Raw genomic sequence first — 16,100 nt, forward strand, 5'->3', positions numbered from 1 at the left:
GCCGCAGGCCCGCGACGTGCGGCGGGACCGGGTTCCGGCGGGCCGCGGGGGCTTTACAACGTAAGTAAAAACGTGGTCGTGGTGGGTCTCGCGGGTGTGACGGGGCCCCGGGGGCGGGGCGGGGTCCGGCCGTGGCGGGGCCGTGATGGGGCGGTGGCGGGGCCCTGATGGGGCCGTGGTGGCGAACGGGCCGTAGGCGGAGGGTGTCGAGGGGTATCCATCGGCGGTCGGATCGGCGTATAGTCTGACAACGTTGTCACCTTGTGGCGGCGGAGCAGCGCTTTCGGGCTGCTCGCCGCCCCCACGACCCGTGGGCGGGGCCGATGTCAGGCGGCTCCGCCCACGCGCTTGGCTCCGCGGGACGGGCCGACCGTGTGCGGGCTCAACCGTCCCGGCGGGCCGGTGCGGTTGGTGGGGTTGCCGCGGGAGGTGCCGGGAGCGCCGGGGGTGCGGTCAGCGAGGCGATGCACCTGGTGAGCAGGCGCCGCATCTGATCCTGTTCGCCGGTGTCGAGGTCGGCCAGCATGGCCCGTTCGACCCGGCGTACCGCGGCGCTGGCCGTCTCGAGCTGGCGGCGCCCGTCGGCGGTCAGTTCGGTGGGCAGCGCCCTGCCCACGGGCGCCTTGGCGGCGCGGGCGACGAGTCCCTGGCGTTCGAGGGACTTCAGGAGCACGTTCATCGACTGCCGGGTGACGAAAGTGCCGCGGGCCAGCTCGGAGTTGGACAGGCCCGGGCGCTGGGAGAGCAGCTCCAGGCACGAGTAGTGCGTGATCGTCATGCCGAGCGGGCTCAGCACGGCCTCCATGGCGGAGTGCAGGGCGCTGGAGGCCGCTTTCAGCATGTACCCCAGCGACGTGTCCAGCTCGATTCCGGGCTCGCCTTGACTCATGTCAGCAGTCTGACATACGTTGGGTATGTCAGAAGCCTGACATTGCTTTGAGGAGGTAAGGACCATGGCGGTCACCGGACCCGACTTCGTTTCCCTGCAGGTGCGCGACCTGGAGCGCTCCGCCGACTTCTACGAGCGGTACCTGGGGCTGAAGCGCTCCGCCGCGGGGCCGCCGCACGCGGTCGTCTTCGACACCAAGCCGATCGCGTTCGCGGTCCGCGACGTCGTCGCCGGCGTCGACCTCGACGCGCTCGCGCAGCCGGGCCTGGGCGTGGCGCTGTGGCTGCACGCCCCCGACGCGCAGGACATCCACGACGCGCTCGCCGCGGCCGGTACGACGATCGTCTCGGCCCCCGTCGACGGGCCGTTCGGCCGTACGTTCACCTTCGCCGACCCCGACGGATATCAGGTCACGCTCCACGACCGCGGGTGAACCCGGCGCACGGGCTCAGGCCGCTGCGGGACCGCGCCGGCCGGTGGCGGCGGCCCACCGTTCAGCCGCGGCCATCAGCACCTCCGTGGCGGGAGCCTTGATCTGCCCGTAGTCCGCCAGGTCCGGCACGCTCAGCGCCAGCCGCTGCTTGAAGGCGCCCCAGGCCCGGCGGGCACCCTCGTCCGCCCGCAGGAAGTCCCGGAACAGCAGCGCGAAGCGGGCGTTCGCTCCGGCGCCCTCCCGCAGGTGGACGTTCCACGACCGCGCGCCGACCGGGGGCGCGAAGACGAGTTGGCGGCACCGCTGTCCACCGGAGACCTCGATACGGTTCCAAGTGCCCGGCAAGGGGCCCCCGCCGCGACCGGTGGTCATGGCCGACCCCGGGGGCAGCGGGTGCGACGTCCTCCGTGGCTTGGCGCCGTAGCGCTAACGAGGCCGCGTCCCGTCGAAGAGGGCGGGGGCGACGAGGCGGGCCCTTTCGTGGAGGTCCCGCGCGGTCGGGTTCCTGGTGTGGGGGCGGATGAGCCGGGCCATTTCCCTGACGTGCTTGTCCACTTGCCCGGACTGGATCGACGGGTAGTCGTCGAGGACCCCGTGCCAGGTGGCGCACGCCGCGTCCAGGTGCCCGAGGGCCAACTGCCGCTCGGCCAGCATCGAGGTGAAGCGCATGCCGCTGCGGTGGGATTCGTTCGTGGGCTCGCGCAGGCGGAAGTGCAGTTGGAGCGATTCGACGCTGCCTGCCACGTCGCCGAGTTCGTACCTGACCTGCGCGGTGTGATAGGCGAGCGTGGCGGCGCTGTAACCGCCGAAGGTCCGGGCCTGACTGTCAGCCCTGCTCATGGAGACCTCGGTCTTCCGGATGCTGCTGAGCGCGTTGTGGCGCTCGCCGGCGACGGCGTAGGAATGGGCCTGCTGGCCCGACATGAAGGCGGCCATCCTCGGCCCGGCCGCGGGTGACGCCTCGCTTGCCGCATCCGCCCACTTCACAGCCGTCGGGCCGTGCCGGAGGTCCACGGACTGCACGGACATGCCGCGCATGATGTGACAGTAGGTCAGGTGGTCATGGCTGGCGCCCGCCAGCTCCAGACCTTTCACGTAGTACTGCTGGGCGACGCCGTGCAGCCCTTCGTCCACGGCCATCCAGCCCGTCAGGTAGCAGAGGAACGAAGCGGCGGACATCATCGCCCTCCGTACGTCTTCGGGCGCGCTCGCCTTCAAATAGGGGGCGACGACGTTCACCAGGAAGGCCGCGGCCATCGGTCGCGCGTACCGTCCGCCGAACTGGTCGTCCAGATCGGAAAGACGGTCTGTCACGGCGACCACGGAGTCGACTTCGGCCGTTCCGATCCGCTGCGCCCCGCCCGACCGTACGGCCTCCATCCGGCCGACCACGTCCTGCCAGCCGGGGATGGCGAGGGCCGCGGAGAAGAGCGAGGCTCCGATGACGCTGCGACGCGAGGGGTCCATGTCCTGCCTGCCCAGGTCGAGTAGACCCTCCACCGTACTGGCTTCGCGGCTGCCGTGCGCGGGTGCGAATACGGGTGCGGGTGCGGGGAAGCCCGCCTCCGCGTGGGTGACCGGGCGTTGGAGCCGGCGGGCGAGCGCCTCCAGGATGAGGGGACGGACCTCGGCCTTGGGCAGGTGCCCGTCCAACCACTGGTGCATCGAGGGCCGTTGGTAGTGCGTGGGCCTTCCGCGCTCCGTGGCGACCTTGTTGACCTCCTGGGCGAACTGCCGCAGCGTCCAACCCGTGGCGTTGTACAGCCCCTTGAGGCCGTCGTTCGGCTGCCGGTCGTCCATGTCCGTGCCTCGCTGTGCGCTTAACGCTCTTAACTGTGCCCGTTTCGCCAACGGTAGCGCCCTGCGTGACGGCCCGGTTGCCTAGAGCAAAGCGAACGACACGGTGGAAGGGGAATCCGTATGGGCGACGGGGGCAGCACGGGCGGCCGGGGCGTCGGCGGGCGGAGGTGTTTTTCGGCGCGGGAGTGGTACGCCGGGGAACTGGCGTACCGGCGGCGGGAGTCGGGGATGACGCTGGTGGAGCTCGCGGCGCTCTGCCTCTACGAGCAGTCGTATCTGCACAGGCTGGAGCGGGGGCAGCGGCTCGGGACGGTGGAGGCGGCCGCCGCGCTGGACAAGGTCTACGGGACCGGGGACCTGCTGGTGCGGCTGTGGCATCTGGCGCGGCGGGAGACGAAGGACCGGCTGCTGCCGGGGATCGAGCCGTTGGAGCGGGACGCGGTGAGCATCCAGGAGTACGCGGTCGGCGCCGTCCCCGACCTGCTCCAGACCCCCGCGTACGCGCGGGAGCAAGTGCACGCGGCGCACGTGGGCGAGGAGCAGGTGGAGGCGGAGGTCGCGGCCCGGATCGGCCGGCAGGAGCGGCTGGCCGGCCGAAACCCGCTGCACTACCGGGCGTTGATCGACGAGGGTGCGCTGCGGCGTGGGGCGCGCGACCCGAAGACGTGGACCGGGCAGGTGGCGCACCTCGTTGACGCGGCCCAACGCCCGGGCGTCTGCGTGCAGGTGGTGCCGTTCGGGACCGGGCCGCACCGCATCCGCGGTCCGCTGGAACTGGTCTACTTCCGCGACGCGCCCACCGTGGCGTTCGTGCAGGGGAGTTGGAACGGCCACCTGACCGAGGACCCGGACGACGTCGAGCCCTTGCGCCTGGCCTACGACGTACTGCGCGACACCGCCCTCACCCCCGCGGAGTCGCTGGTGTTCCTGCGTGCCCTGCTCGGCGAGCGGACCGAGGACGCGCTGCTGACCGGCTCCGAGGCGTCATGAGCGGCGCGGGCACGGCGGCCGCACGGCGGAGGGCTCACAATGTCAGGACGAGCTTGCCCCGCAGGTGGCCGCCGTCGAGCAGCCGGTGCGCGTCGGCGACGCGGGCGAAGGGGAACGTCTCCTGCACGTGGACCCGGAGCCGGCCCTGCTCGACGAGCGCGACGAGCCCGCGCAGCCCGACCGGGTCGGGGTCGACCGCGACGCCGCTGAAGCGCATGCCGGCCGCCTCGTAGCGTGCGGCGAGCCCCGGGTCGTCCTCGGCGACCGCCGTCACCAGGTGGCCGCCCGGGCGCAGCACGGCGAGCGACCGTTCGGCCGTGTCACCGCCGATCGTGTCGAGGACGACGTCGACGTCGCGGACCGCGCGGGTGAAGTCGACCGCGGTGTAGTCGATCACCTCGTCGGCCCCGAACCCCTCGACGAACGCGCGCTTGCCGGCACCTGCGGTCGTGATCACGTGAGCGCCGAGCGCCTTCGCGAGCTGGATCGCGACGTGGCCGACCCCGCCACCGCCGCCGTGCACCAGGACGCGGTCGCCCTCGGCCACACCGGCGAGGTCGACCAGGGCCTGCCACGCCGTCAGCCCGACGATCGGCAGCGCCGCCGCCTCCACGTACGACAGCGAGGCGGGCTTGCGGGCCAGGTGCAGCGCGGGCGCCGCCACCACCTCGGCGTACGCGTTCGCCGCGCGCGGGAACAGCGGCATCCCGAACACCTCGTCGCCCGGCCGGAACCGCCACGTCTGCGGCGCGTCCTCGACCACGCCGCTGATGTCCCAGCCGAGGACGAACGGGGGCGGGCCCATCAACGGGAACTCGCCGGCCCGCAGGCGCGCCTCCAGCGGGTTGAGGCCGATCGCCCGGACGCGGACGAGGACTTCGGTCGGCAGCGGCCGCGGCTCGGGCGCGTCCACGATCGTGAGTACCTCGGGGCCGCCGAGTTGGTGCTGGGTGATGACGCGCATGACGCTCCTGGTGTGCGGAGGGAAGGGGGAACCAAAGAGGGGGAGGGGAGGGGAGGGGACGTGCGGGGGAAGGACACCCACGCTAAGCGGCTGACAGGAACCCGCGGGTACCTTTGGCCCCATGAGCGGTTTCGGTCCCGGCGACCCCTTCCTCGCCGACTGCCCTGCGCGCATGGCGGTCGAGCTGATCGCCGACAAGTGGACGGTCGTGGTGCTCGCGGGCCTCAGCAAGGGCCCGGTGCGGCACGGCGAGCTGGTCGACCTGATCGGCGGGATCTCCCGCAAGATGCTCACCCAGACGCTTCGACGGCTCGCCGCGCACGGCCTCGTCCGCCGCCACGCCTACGCCGAGGTGCCGCCGCGCGTGGAGTACGAGCTGACGCCGCTCGGGGCGACACTCATCGGACCGATCCACGCGCTGACGGAGTGGGCGAGGGACAACGGCGAGGCGGTCCTCGACGCGCTCGACGCCTCTGATGCCCCCGGTGGCCCCGATGGCCCCGACGCCGAGCCCGGACCGCAAGCCCGCACCGCCTGAACCCCGCGCCGCCCGCCCGCGCGCATCGGACCGGGCGGCGTTGCCGTATCCGGCAAAGGGTCCAGGGCGAGCCGGTCGTCGACGACGGAGGCAGCCGTGCGGACCCGGTCAGCGGTGCGCGTGGGCCTGGCGGGTGGACGCTGCGGAGGCGGAGGCGGAGAAACCGGTGTCCGTCCTCCGGAGCGGGGTGATAGACATCCGGCGTGCAAGAGACCCTGGACTTCCCCGATCTGCTGCGGCTGATCGACGAGCGGTCGGCCGCCTTCCGTGCCGCGATCGCTTCCGCGCCCGACCTCGACGTGCGGGTGCCGACCTGCCCCGACTGGACGCTCTCCGACTTGGTGCAGCACCTGGGCGAGGGGCGCCGCGCCTGGGCCGCCACTGTTGCCGCGGGGCCCGACGCCACTGCCAAGGTCGCAGCGCCCCAGGGCGACGCGACCGCGCCACGGGAGCGCGAGGCCCTGCTGCGCTGGCTGGCGGAGTCGACGCAACTGCTGCTGGACGCGCTGCGGGCGGCCGGTCCGGACCGCGGTTGCTGGGTGTGGTGGGGCACGTCCCAGTCGCCGCGGACATGCGGTGCCGTCGCCCGGCACCAGCTCCACGAGATCGCGGTGCACGCCTACGACGCCCAGCTGACCGTGGGTGCCCCCGAGCCGCTGCCGGAAGACGTGGCCCTCGACGGCGTCGAGGAGTTCCTCTTCACCCTCTGCACCACGACGGTGGCATGGCCGCACGAGCCCGCCGTCGTCGACTACCACGCCACCGGGGGCCGCTCCTGGCGCAACTGGCTCTCCGGAGACGGCGCACGGGCCGCCCGCCTGCCCGCCCCCGGCGCACCTGAGGCTGCCGCCACCCGCGAGGCACCGGAGACGGCTGACGCCTCCGCCGAAGGTGCGGCCGGCGAGCTGGTCCTCGCCTTCTACGGCCGCGTTCCGCTGGACTCTCTGGAACTCGACGGCGACCGGGGTGTCTTCGACCAGTTGGTGGCCTGGGACCCGGAGTAGCGGCCCATGACGGCGCGCCGTCTCTTCCCCGCCGAGTAGCCCGCCTCCGGCCACCCGGGCGACGGTGCGCTGCCGCCCCCGTTACGCTTCGGCGGCCCGAGGAGTCATCCGGTCAGCGCGGCGACCAGCAGGCGGCCAGTGAGTTCTCGGCCAGCCGGGCGAGTTCCGCCCGGGTCAGGCCCAGGCCGGCGGCGCTCGCCACGTAGTTGTCGGCGACGTAGCCACCGAAGAACGGCGGGTCGTCGGAGTTGAGGGTGACTGCCGCACCGGCGTCGAGCAGGCGCTTGAGCGGGTGGGCGGCAAGGGTCGGCACCACCTTGAGCGCGACGTTGGACAGCGGGCACATGGTCAGCGGTATGCCGAGGTCGGCCACCCGGCGGACGAGCACCGGGTCATCGGCCACGGCCACACCGTGATCGATCCGGTCCACCCCGAGTGCCAACGCTTCGACGACGTACGAAGCGGGCGCGTCCTCGCCGGCGTGGATCGTGGTCCGGTAGCCGCGGCGCTGGGCCTCGGCGAAGAAGCGCGCGAACTTCGAGGGCGGGTTGCCCCGCTCTGCGGAGCCCATCCCGATGCCGATGACCTGCTCGCGCCACGGCTCGATCACGTCGAGCAGCTCCAGGGCGGTGGACTCCTCCCGGTGGCGCTGCGCGGTGCAGATCAGCCGGGCGTCGATGCCCCATTCCTCGCCGGCTTCGCGGAAAGCGGAGAGCACGCCGTCGAGGACGACCTCGATCGGAACGCCGGCGTCGAGGAAGGTCTGGGACCCCACGAAGACCTCCGCCCGGGTGACGCCGTCGGCGTGCGCGTGGCGCAGGTAGTCCATCGCGAGGTCGTAGAAGTCCTGCCGCTGCCGCAGGGTGCCGGCCACCCGGAAGAGCACCTCGAGGAAGGCCGGCAGGTCCGCGAAGTCGTATGCCGCCCGCAGCTCCTCCTCGCTGCCCCACGGCAGGCTCACCCCGTTGCGACGAGCACACGCCAACGCGGTGGCGGGCTCGAGGGTGCCCTCGAGGTGTACGTGGAGCTCGGCCTTCGGCAGCGAACGGACGAAGGCCGAGTCGACGTCGGCGGTGCTCATCGCAGCAGCTTAACGGGAGCAGTGCGGGGCCGGGGCGCCGTGTCACAGGGGATTGGCTGATGGTGCGGTGTGGCGAAGCGCGTCAAAAGGGTACGGGGTTCGGGGGTCTTCGTGTTGCAGCTGGTGGAGGAACTGCCACATCGTCAGGGAGAGGGAGGCGTCGCGGGTGAGGAGGGCCGCTGCGGGTGCCGGGATGCCGGTGGGGTGGTGGCGGCCCTCCGCGTAGGCGCGGACCAGGGCGTGGCGCTCGGGGCTTCCGTGGGGGTGGCCGTAGAGCGCGTTGACCAGCCAGTGGACGAAGTAGGAGGCGGTGTAGGAGCGGTCGTAGCCGCGGTGGCGCTCGTGGAAGCCGCGCTCGCCCGGCGTGAGGTCGAAGCGGGTGGAGAGCGCGAGGCCGTAGTCGGCGAAGTACAGGCGGCGGCCGTCGGTGAGGACGTTGTGGAAGTGGGCGTCGAAGTGGAGCAGCCCGCGGGTGGTCATGAAGGAGGTGGCGGCCTCCAGTTCGCGGTCCACCATGGCGCAGGCGCGCCCGGCCGCTTCGTCGCCGGCCGCGAACTGGGCGACGAGCCAGTCGTGGAGGGTGTGCGGGATGTACTCCAGGAAGAGCGTGAGGCTTGCCGTCGACTGCTGGAGCGCCGTGATCCGGCGGCGTACTCCTGCATCGCCGCCCCAGTAGCCGACGGTGCCTTCGACGTCGGCCAGTTCGTCGGGTAGCGGCCGGCCGGAGTCCGTCAGCACCCGCCAGTGGTATGTGAGGGGGAAGCCCTCGTGCGCCCCGGCGATCACCCAGTTCGTGGTCATCGTGTGGACGGCCAACTCCCGCCAGGCGCTGACGCCCGGGCCGCATCCGATGCCGTACTGGCAGCAGGAAGGGACGCCGAACAGGTTGGCCGTGGAGTGGACGTGCTCCGGGCGGCGCTCCAGGTCGGTCAGGCGGACCTGCTTGACGAAGACGGGGGTTCCCTCGACCTCCAGCAGCAGGGTCTTCCCGCCGATGCCCGAGCCCAGCGGGGTGGCGGCGGCCAGCAGTTCACGCAGCCCGGCCTCGCCGCACAGCGCGAGCGAGGTGGCGACGGCGCCGTGGGCGGCCAGGCGCGCGGCGCGGGACATGTCGGGGCGGTGCATGGTCATGGTGCCTCCCGTCCGGCGCCCGCCCCGCGCGCGTCCACGGCAGCGGACGTTCGGCGCACACCCGAGCAGGCGCCCTCGCCACCCTCTCACGTCGGGCGCCCCTCTCACGTCGGGAGCCGTGAGCGGTCGGCTCCGCGTTCCTGGCGGGCGCCTCCGCGGCGGCAGCGGACCCGGCCGAGGGTCGGTCCATGCCGGCGGGCCGCCCGGGCGCGCGGGGGTCACATGCGTCTCAGGAGTCGCCAATTGAAGGGTTTCAATGCCCATCGGTGCGCAAAAAGATCGTCCTGACGCGCATTCAGGCTGTTCATGGCATTGACGTGGGCGGAGTGCGGCCATACGGTCCGGTCGGAATTAAATCGATTCATCGTTGGCGGGGCGCGAGGAAGAGGGGTAGCCGTGGGCGTTCAGGAGCAGCCGGGGCGGGCAGGTCAGCCGGAACAGGCAGCGCAGGCAGCGCAGGCGGGGCACGCGGGACAAGCGGGTACGGATCGGCTCACCCGGCGACGCGTGTTGCAGGCCGGCGCGGCGACGGGCGCGATGACCGCGCTGGCGTGGGGCGCGGCGGCGGGCGCCGCGCAGGCGAGTTCAGGGGCGAGCACCGGCGCCAACCCCCACGCCGACGCGAACGCCGCCGCGTCCGCCGCCGCGAAGGGCACCGGCAAGGCGGACTGGCTGGCCGCCCCCGCCCGCCCGCTCCAGCCGAAGTTCCGCTGGTGGTGGCCGGACGGCCTGGTCGACCCGGCCGAACTGCGCCGGGAGATCGACCAGATCGCGGACGCGGGCTTCGGCGGCGTCGAGATCTCCGCGGTGCACCACAGCGTCGACGACACGTCCGTACTCGACACCGCGCACCACGGCTGGGGCAGCCCCTCCTGGATCGCGGGCGTCGAAGCGGCCCTGGAGCAGGCCGACAAGCGCGGCATGACCGTCGACATCACCATCGGCCCCGCCTGGCCGGCGGCCGTCCCCACCATCACCCCGGACAGCGACGGCGCGCTCAAGGAACTCGCCCACGGCGTGGTGTCCGTGGCCGCGGGCGCCACGTACACCGGGACCGTACCGGCCCCGGCGGCCGCCGCCGCGAGCACGGTGACGCGGCAGACGCTCGTCGCCGTCCAGGCCGTACGCGTGGACACCGCCTACAGCACCACCAAGCTCACCGGTCTGGACGCGGACTCGGTGACCGACCTGACCGCCGGCGTCACCGGCTCCCGGACCTGGACGTCCAGCGACGCGGCCGTCGGCGCGCGGATCTCCTGGACCGCGCCCGCCGACGGCACCTACCTGCTGCTCGCGTACTGGCAGCGCGGCGTCGGCCAGACCCCGGAAGCCGGCCCGCACACCGTGCCCGCCGCCTACGTCGTGGACCACTTCAGCCCCGCCGGCACCCACGCGATCACCGACTTCTGGGAGTCGGACCTGCTCACGAAGCCGGTGCGGCGGCTCATCGCCAAGGCCGGCGGCGCCCTGTTCGAGGACTCCATCGAGCTGGAGAGCAAGTCCCTGCTGTGGACGCCCGACGTGCTGGCGGAGTTCGCCCGCCGCCGCGGCTACGACCTGCTGCCCTACCTGCCGACCCTGCTCGTCAGCGGCGGCAACCAGGCGTACACGTTCGTCGCCCGGCTGACCCGCGAGGTCAGCCACGACTACTGGCAGACGCTGTCCGAGCTGTACAACGAGCACCACGCCACGGCCGTGAAGAAGTGGGCCAACGCCCTCGGCCTGAAGCTGCGCGCCCAGCCGTACGGCCTCCAGACCGACGCGACGTACACCGCCGCGATCCTCGACATCCCCGAGGGCGAGTCGCTGGGCTTCCACAACCTGGACGACTACCGCAGCCTCACCGGCGGCCGGGACATGGCCGGCACCACCATCCTGTCCTGCGAGTCGGGCGCCTACACCGGCGGCGCCTACAGCACCACCTGGCAGAAGTTCCTGCTCACCATGGGTGGCGCGTACGCCGCGGGCGTCAACCAGACGGTCATCCACGGCTTCTCCTACGCGGAACTGCCCGGCGTGCAGTGGCCCGGCTACGCGGCCTTCACCCCGTACAAGGGCGCCGTCGGCTACGCCGAGTCCTGGGGGCCGCGGCACCCGACCTGGCGCCACATCGCCGACATGTCCGGCTACCTCTCGCGCATCCACCAGGTGCTCCAGAGCGGGAAGCCGCGCATCGACGTCGCCGTCTTCCGGCAGACCGGCTACGCCGACACCGGCATCGGCACCTCCTGGTTCACCGCGACCGGCATCACCCTCGGCTGGAACCACTCCTTCATCAGCGAACCGCTGCTCAGCCTGCCCGCGGCCAAGGTCACCGGCGGCAAGCTCGCCGCGAACGGCGCCGCCTACCAGGCGGTCTTCGTCGAGGGCGACCGCTTCTCCAGCATGGACATCACCCTGTCCGTCGCCACCGCCGAGAAGTTCCTCGCCTTCACCAAGGCCGGACTGCCGATCATCCTGCTCGGCGACTGGTCCGCCCCGAGCATCCCCGGCGTCGACCCCGGCGGCCAGAACGCCCGCCTGGCCGCGGTCATGGCGCAACTGCTCGCCCAGCCGCGGGTGCGCGTGCTCAGCGACCTCACCCAGATCCCGACCGCGCTCGCCGACCTCGGCATCACCCCGTACGTCTCCTACGGCGCGAGCTCCACGCTGCTCAACGCCCACCGGTACGCAGGCGGCGTGGACTACTACTACTTCTGCAACGGCAAGCACGCCGAGACCGTCAAGCCGCCGGTCGCCGCCATCGACCACGACGTGACCCTGCCGCGGCAGCGCACCGGCGACGTGCCCTACCTGCTGGACCTGTGGACCGGCGAGATCACCCGCATCGGGCAGTACACCGAGGGGAAGGACGGCGCGGTGACCTTCCGCGTGGCCCTCCAGCCCGGCGAGACGATGGTGGTGGCGGTCGGGGCGCCCGGGCTGTTCGGCGACCGCAACGCCAAGGACCCGCACGCGGTCACCACCGACGCGCAGGAAGCGCTCTTCGCGGACGGGCAGCTCGTGGTGCGCGCGACCGCCGATGGCCGCTACACCACCGCGCTGTCCAAGGGCGGCACGGTGCACACCACCCTGAGCGGGATACCGCAGCCGACGACGCTGACGCAGTGGGACCTCGACGTCGAGGACTGGCAGCCCGGCGCCACCGCCACCACCACCTCGGTCGTCCGCCACCACCTGTCCCTGGACGCCCTCGCCGCCTGGCCCACCCTGCCGGACATCGCCGACGCCTCCGGGATCGGCACCTACCGCACCACCGTGCACCTCGACGGCCCCTGGACCGGCGGCTACGGCGCCTACCTCGACCTCGGCACCGTCTACGACACCTGCCGGGTGACCGTCAACGGCCGCGCCCTCCCGCCCGTCGACCACCTCCACCCCGTCGTCGACCTCGGCGGCTGCCTGCGGCGCGGCGACAACACCATCGAGGTGGAGGTCGCCACCACCCTCGGCAACCGCCTGCGCGTCTGCGACCCCTCGGTCTACGGCACGATGGCCGCGCAGCCCTACGGCCTGATCGGCCCGGTCCGCCTCACGCCGTACGGTCAGGCGCCCCTGGCCTGAGGACGCGGACGTTTTCCCGCCCGGCGCCGGCTTCGGGAGCCCAGGAGGCGAGCAGGTCCAGCGCCCGGCGGGAGGACGATCCGGCGGCGGCGGTGTAGAGGTACAGCACCGTCTCGCTGTCGCCGGGCAGGGTGAGCGTCTCGTACTCGACGGTGAGGTCGCCGACGAGCCGGTGGCGCAGGCGCTTCGACCCGTGGGTGCGCTGGTGCACGCGGTGGCTGCGCCACCACCGGTCGAAGTCGCCGCTGCGCTCCCGCAGTTCCGCGACGAGCCGCCGCGCGGCCGGGTCGCCCTGGTCGCGGCCGGCGTCCAGCCGCAGGCTCTCCACCGCCGCCCGGGCCTGCACCTCCCAGTCCAGGAAGAGGGCCCGGGCGCCTGGGTCGAGGAACAGCCAGCGGGCGTAGTTGCGCTCCGCGGCCGGAAGGGCGTCGAAGTCCGCGAACAGCGCCCGGGCCAGCCGGTTCGCCCCGAGGACGTCGGCGCGGCGGCCCAGCGCGAGGGCCGGGGCGCCGCCGTCCAGCGAGTCCAGCAGCTGGTGGACGCCCGGCCGCAGGCGCTGCACGCCGGGCGGGCGGATGCGTACGGGGCCGGCGGTGGTGCCGATCAGGTCGGCCAGGTGCGCCCGCCCGGCGGCGTCGAGCCCGAGCGCCTGGCCGACCGCCTCGACGACGGCGGGGGAGGGGGTGATCCGGCGGCCCTGTTCGAGCCGGGCGTAGTAGTCCGCGGAGACCCCGGCCAGCCGGGCGACCTCCTCGCGCCGCAGGCCCGGGACGCGCCGGACCCGGCCGTCCGGCGGCAGCCCGGCCCGCGCCGGGTCGCACTGGGCGCGGGCGCGCCGGAGGAAGTCGGCGAGTTCGCGGTTGGTGGTGGCGGCCATGCCTCCAGTGTGGACGACCCCCCGCGGGCGCCGGGCGCCTTACCTGGGTCGGTGCGTCCTAGTCAGCCGGGACCGGGGCGCGAGAGGGCCGATCATGGCGCCGCGAGGGGCGTGGCACGCGACCAGAGTGGAGGGCAGCGCCGGACCGCGGACCACCGCTCCGGCCGCACCCCCCGTCAGCTCCGGCCTCAGCTCCGGCCTCGCGAAGGATCGCCATGACCACTTCCACCTCTTCTTCCAGCAGCTCACCCGCCACTGCTCCCGCCACTGCTTCCGCCTCCTCCGACGGCACGGCTCCCCGCGGCTTCCCCGGCACCTGGTTCGTCACCGGCGCCTCCCGCGGCCTGGGCCTGGAAGTCGTCCGGCACCTGCTCGCCCTGGGCGGCAGCGTGGCGGCCACCACCCGCTCCGCCGACCGGCTCACCGCCGCCCTGGGCCCGGACACCGACACCTCCCGGCTACTGCCGCTGACGGTCGACCTGACCGACGAGGCGCAGGTCAAGAACGCCGTCGACCGGACCGTCGAGCGCTTCGGCCGCCTGGACACGGTGGTCAACAACGCCGGCTACGGCTTCCTGGGCGCGGTCGAGGAGACCGGCGACAAGGAAGTGCGCGCCATGCTCGACGTGCAGATCGTCGGCGTGTGGAACGTCCTGCGCGCGGCGCTGCCGGTCCTGCGCGGGCAGCGCGCGGGACACGTCATCAACGTCTCGTCGGTGCTCGGCCTCACCGCGGTCCCCGGCTGGGCGCTGTACTGCGCGGGCAAGTTCGCGCTGGAGGGCCTGACCGAGGCGCTGGCCGCCGAGGTCGCGGAGTTCGGCATCGAGGTCGCGCTCGTGGAACCCGGGTACTTCCGCACGTCCTTCCTGACGACCGACTCGCTCGCCCTGCCCGCGGAGGTGTCCGCGCACTACCCGGCGGTGCGCACCATGGTCGCGGAGCACCTCGCACTCCAGGGCCACCAGCTCGGCGACCCGGTCGAGGGCGCCGCCGCCATCGTCCGCCGGGCCGCCGCCGGCGGACCGCTGCGCCAGCTGCTGGGCTCCGACGCGCACGCCTACGCCACCGCGAAGGTCGAGGCGCTGCGCGCCGACCTCGCCGCCAACGCCGCCACCGCCCCGGAGACGGACTTCCCCGCGCGGTGACGGCGGCCCGCGCCCCCCTGCCCGCCCGTCCCGCGCAGCTGCGGGGTTGTATTGAAAGCATCAAATCGGGGGATCGGGCGGGTGTGGGGTGTATGTCAGGGGGTGAGGGTTGACGTCTGCCGAGGTCGGTCCTAGGGTCGGGGGACCGGGTTGAATAGTTTCAATCGGTCGCGGGCCGTACGGGAAGGGCGCGGTGGGCCGGTTGGCGACGGCGCCCGTGGGTGGAGTGGGCCGCCGCAGCGGCAGGTCGAGTGAACTGTTTCAATGGGGAGATCGCCGACCCGTTCAGTACATTGCGGTCCGGCGGTGCGCGGAGCCCCCTCTGAGGAGAACATGGTGCGAATGGTCGGGATCAAGGACGTGGCGCGGCAGGCCGGCGTGTCGGTGGGCACGGTGTCCAATGTGATCAACCGCCCCGACCTGGTCTCGGAGGAGACCAGGGACCGCGTGCAGAGCGTCATCAAGCAGCTCGGCTACGTCCGCAGCGAGTCCGCCCGCCAGCTGCGGGCCGGCCAGAGCCGGATCATGGCGCTGCTCGTCCTCGACATGGGCAACCCGTTCTTCGTGGACGTCGCGCGCGGCGCGGAGTCCGCGGCGCGCGAGGCGGAGCTCGGCGTGATGCTCTGCAACAGCGGGCAGAGCGCCAGCGAGGAGGCGACGTACATCTCGCTCTTCGCCGAGCAGCGGGTGCGCGGGGTACTGCTCACCCCGGCCGACCCGACCGGCGCCAGCCTGGAGCTGCTGCGGCAGCAGAACGTGCCGTTCGTCCTGGTGGACCGGGGCGCGGGGGAGGCCGACGACGGCTGCTCGGTGTCGGTCGACGACACGATCGGGGGCGCGCTCGCCGGCCGCCACCTGGTGTCGGCCGGGCACCGCACCATCGCGTACATCAGCGGGCCGCCGCACCTCCAGCAGGTCAAGGACCGCCGGGACGGCATGCTCCAGGCCCTCGCGGAGGCCGGGCTCGGGCCCGAGGCGCTGCTGGAGATCCCCGCGCAGCGGCTGGACGTCGCCGCCGGCCGCGACGCCGCCTCCCGCCTGCTGGGCCTCGCGCAGCGCCCCACCGCGGTCTTCTGCGCGAACGACCTGCTGGCCCTCGGCGTCCTCCAGGTCGTCTACGCCGCCGGGATCGCCGTCCCGCGCGACCTGGCGATCGTCGGCTACGACGACATCGAGTTCGCGGCGGCCGCCGTGGTCCCCCTGACCTCCGTACGGCAGCCGGCCGCCGAGATGGGCCGCATGGCCGCGGAACTCCTCCTGGAGGAGACCGGCCCCCGCGCCGCCCTGCACCAGCACCAACGCGCGGTGCTCCTCCCGGAGTTGGTGGTCCGCGGCTCCAGCCTCCCGGTGCGGTGAGCCCCGCCGCCGGCGTCCGCGCGATCCGACGGCCGTGGCGCGCCGCTCACGACGGCCGTCAGGCGGCGGTGCGGACGAAGAGCGCGGTGCCGCGCGGGACGGTGCCGTCGGAAGTGGGGGAGGTGCGGGTGCCGAGGCGGCGGAAGCCGCACTTCTCGGCGACCCGGAGCGATGCGGTGTTCGCCTCGTCGGCCTCCAGCAGCAGCCGGGTCAGGGCGAGGTCGCGGAAGGCCCAGGCGGTGACGAGGCGGACGGCGCGCGGGGCGATGCCGCGGCGGCGGTGGGCCGGGAAGACGGTGTAGGCGATCGAGGCCACGCCTACGGCTCG

Annotated in this window: 15 protein-coding genes; 7 read left to right on the forward strand and 8 right to left on the reverse strand. The window is 73.2% G+C overall.

Going from position 1 to position 16,100, the window contains the following annotated elements; translation table 11 throughout:
• Positions 1–382: 382 nt before the first annotated feature.
• Positions 383–889, reverse strand: a complete 507-nt coding sequence (locus WA788_RS30960; protein WP_335983021.1) for a MarR family winged helix-turn-helix transcriptional regulator — start codon at positions 887–889, stop codon at positions 383–385.
• Between the two features lie 64 nt (positions 890–953).
• Between WA788_RS30960 and WA788_RS30965 the strand changes: the two genes are divergently transcribed.
• Complete coding sequence (locus tag WA788_RS30965; RefSeq protein ID WP_335983023.1) at positions 954–1,322, forward strand: VOC family protein; 369 nt, start codon at positions 954–956, stop codon at positions 1,320–1,322.
• Positions 1,323–1,337: 15 nt separating this feature from the next.
• On the opposite strand, the gene WA788_RS30970 is transcribed toward WA788_RS30965, so the two are convergent.
• Together WA788_RS30970 and WA788_RS30975 are read right to left on the reverse strand one after the other, a co-directional pair.
• The gene (locus WA788_RS30970; protein ID WP_335983025.1) at positions 1,338–1,694 is read right to left on the reverse strand and encodes a GrpB family protein; all 357 of its coding nucleotides are present in this window, start codon (positions 1,692–1,694) and stop codon (positions 1,338–1,340) included.
• A 54-nt stretch (positions 1,695–1,748) separates the two neighbouring features.
• Positions 1,749–3,122, reverse strand: a complete 1,374-nt coding sequence (locus WA788_RS30975; RefSeq protein ID WP_335983027.1) for a tetratricopeptide repeat protein — start codon at positions 3,120–3,122, stop codon at positions 1,749–1,751.
• A 120-nt stretch (positions 3,123–3,242) separates the two neighbouring features.
• On the opposite strand from WA788_RS30975, the gene WA788_RS30980 reads away from it, so the two are divergent.
• Positions 3,243–4,112, forward strand: a complete 870-nt coding sequence (locus WA788_RS30980) for a helix-turn-helix domain-containing protein (RefSeq protein ID WP_335983029.1) — start codon at positions 3,243–3,245, stop codon at positions 4,110–4,112.
• 34 nt (positions 4,113–4,146) lie between these two features.
• On the opposite strand, the gene WA788_RS30985 is transcribed toward WA788_RS30980, so the two are convergent.
• On the reverse strand, positions 4,147–5,076 hold the full coding sequence (locus WA788_RS30985) for an NADP-dependent oxidoreductase (protein ID WP_335983031.1): 930 nt from the start codon (positions 5,074–5,076) through the stop codon (positions 4,147–4,149).
• 121 nt (positions 5,077–5,197) lie between these two features.
• On the opposite strand from WA788_RS30985, the gene WA788_RS30990 reads away from it, so the two are divergent.
• Positions 5,198–5,614: a winged helix-turn-helix transcriptional regulator gene (locus WA788_RS30990; RefSeq protein ID WP_335983033.1), complete on the forward strand. Its 417-nt coding sequence runs from the start codon at positions 5,198–5,200 to the stop codon at positions 5,612–5,614.
• A gap of 203 nt (positions 5,615–5,817) precedes the next feature.
• Positions 5,818–6,618 (forward strand): maleylpyruvate isomerase family mycothiol-dependent enzyme, encoded by an 801-nt coding sequence (locus WA788_RS30995; RefSeq protein ID WP_335983035.1) that lies wholly within the window; start codon positions 5,818–5,820, stop codon positions 6,616–6,618.
• A gap of 112 nt (positions 6,619–6,730) precedes the next feature.
• Here the strand turns inward: WA788_RS30995 and add are convergent, their stop codons facing one another.
• Both add and WA788_RS31005 read right to left on the reverse strand, forming a co-directional pair.
• A complete protein-coding gene (add, locus tag WA788_RS31000) occupies positions 6,731–7,699 on the reverse strand; it encodes an adenosine deaminase (protein WP_335983036.1) in 969 nt (322 codons plus the stop codon).
• A gap of 42 nt (positions 7,700–7,741) precedes the next feature.
• Entirely contained in the window at positions 7,742–8,824 is a 1,083-nt protein-coding gene (locus WA788_RS31005) for a protein kinase family protein (protein WP_335983052.1), read from the reverse strand.
• Between the two features lie 513 nt (positions 8,825–9,337).
• Here WA788_RS31005 and WA788_RS31010 point away from each other — a divergent pair.
• On the forward strand, positions 9,338–12,394 hold the full coding sequence (locus WA788_RS31010) for a glycosyl hydrolase (protein WP_335983038.1): 3,057 nt from the start codon (positions 9,338–9,340) through the stop codon (positions 12,392–12,394).
• Here WA788_RS31010 and WA788_RS31015 read toward each other — a convergent pair.
• Entirely contained in the window at positions 12,363–13,271 is a 909-nt protein-coding gene (locus WA788_RS31015; protein ID WP_335983040.1) for a helix-turn-helix transcriptional regulator, read from the reverse strand. The two genes, WA788_RS31010 and WA788_RS31015, sit on opposite strands and share 32 nt — an antisense overlap.
• Positions 13,272–13,486: 215 nt before the next feature.
• Here WA788_RS31015 and WA788_RS31020 point away from each other — a divergent pair, with 215 nt between their 5' ends.
• The gene (locus tag WA788_RS31020) at positions 13,487–14,416 is read left to right on the forward strand and encodes an SDR family oxidoreductase (protein WP_335983042.1); all 930 of its coding nucleotides are present in this window, start codon (positions 13,487–13,489) and stop codon (positions 14,414–14,416) included.
• Positions 14,417–14,749: 333 nt separating this feature from the next.
• Complete coding sequence (locus tag WA788_RS31025; RefSeq protein ID WP_335983044.1) at positions 14,750–15,772, forward strand: LacI family DNA-binding transcriptional regulator; 1,023 nt, start codon at positions 14,750–14,752, stop codon at positions 15,770–15,772.
• A gap of 58 nt (positions 15,773–15,830) precedes the next feature.
• On the opposite strand, the gene WA788_RS31030 is transcribed toward WA788_RS31025, so the two are convergent.
• On the reverse strand, positions 15,831–16,100 hold a 270-nt coding region (locus WA788_RS31030; protein ID WP_335983045.1), incomplete at its 5' end, for a GNAT family N-acetyltransferase.

This window comes from Streptomyces sp. CA2R106, from assembly GCF_037034245.1.
Classification (GTDB): domain Bacteria; phylum Actinomycetota; class Actinomycetes; order Streptomycetales; family Streptomycetaceae; genus Actinacidiphila.